This is a genomic window from Alishewanella sp. HH-ZS, from assembly GCF_001704375.1.
Lineage (GTDB): Bacteria > Pseudomonadota > Gammaproteobacteria > Enterobacterales > Alteromonadaceae > Alishewanella > Alishewanella aestuarii.
This window is the reverse complement of the sequence record NZ_LZEJ01000094.1, coordinates 1-1,141: the sequence shown is the minus strand read 5'-3', so window position 1 is coordinate 1,141 and position 1,141 is coordinate 1. Positions and strand designations below refer to the sequence as shown.

The following is a 1,141-nucleotide window of genomic DNA, read 5'->3' as shown; positions in this document are numbered from 1 at the left end:
TACACAGATTTTTTTACACTCTCTCTTAGCTGTTTTTACAGGATTAGATTAATGACAGATGCAACTCTGATGCTATCTATGCAATCTCGTTTTTCTGATGCTGCATGCATTACTTACTATCATTGAGCGACCATTAGCTATGAAGTGCTAACCACTCCTCCAGTCTACTATCTGCTCTTTTGATTTTACCTGAACTTAATTTGTCCCTTATATCACTTATTTGCTTTTTGGAAACAATTTGATAAAAAGGATCTAACTCAGATATTATTTGTTCGGCTCTATATTTTATTCGACTAAACGCTTCCTCTGGAGATGTTATTGAATGAACATCTTTCATTTCGTAAACCATTGCATTCAAAGCACCACGTAGATAATGTTCCAAGTTCACGACCAGTAGGTCTAAACGATCATGTATCAAAGCATTGTGGACTATTGCATTCCGTGTTCGATACATACGGTGTAATTGTCGCTCAACCTTTTGCATATGACTCTGCAGTTTATTACCCAACTTCTCAGGATCATTACAAATGTCTATAAAATTCAGAAAGCGATATTTTGCATATGGATAGCTCTCTAGACGTCTTGAAATCTCCGTTTGTACATTCTGATCTTTCAGCGCTTTGTATATAGTAGCCATGTTGTCATTTTGGAAATTAACTGTTTCCTGCCCAAAATTTATTGCGTCCCAATTTAACTCTTTTGCAACTCCACGTAGAGCAAAAAGCTGCTTAACGGTATAATCTAAACCTATGCATGGTAGGACAGCGTATAGAACATGTTCATCATGCCCCAATTTGTCTTGAGAGACTCCCGAAGTAAGAGATTCTAGGGAAGACCATAAAGCGGTAAATCGGCTTTCTGTACTGCCATCGGTTAATCCTTTGTTTAAAAAGTTTAGCGATGATGCGACTTTGTTAACTGTCTGCTCAGTTCCTTTGTCATAAAGTCTTGAGATAGTTTCTTTGTAGACTTGAAATTCTAAAGGTACAATTCGATCCGATACAGTTACAAGAGGCTGACTGGCGTCGTATAAATCTACACTCGCATCTTTATTCTTGGCTTGATATTTCTTTTCGATAATTAGGTTATCGCGCCCAATGCGGAGTTTTTCAAGGTGGTTGTCCGATTTTCCCGTTTTATG

At 37.6% G+C, this 1,141-nt stretch carries 1 protein-coding gene; it reads right to left on the bottom strand.

From position 1 onward, the window contains the following. Nucleotides 1-133: 133 nt before the first annotated feature. The coding region (locus A9165_RS16945; protein ID WP_218060755.1) for a hypothetical protein at nt 134-1,141 on the bottom strand (1,008 nt) is incomplete at its 5' end.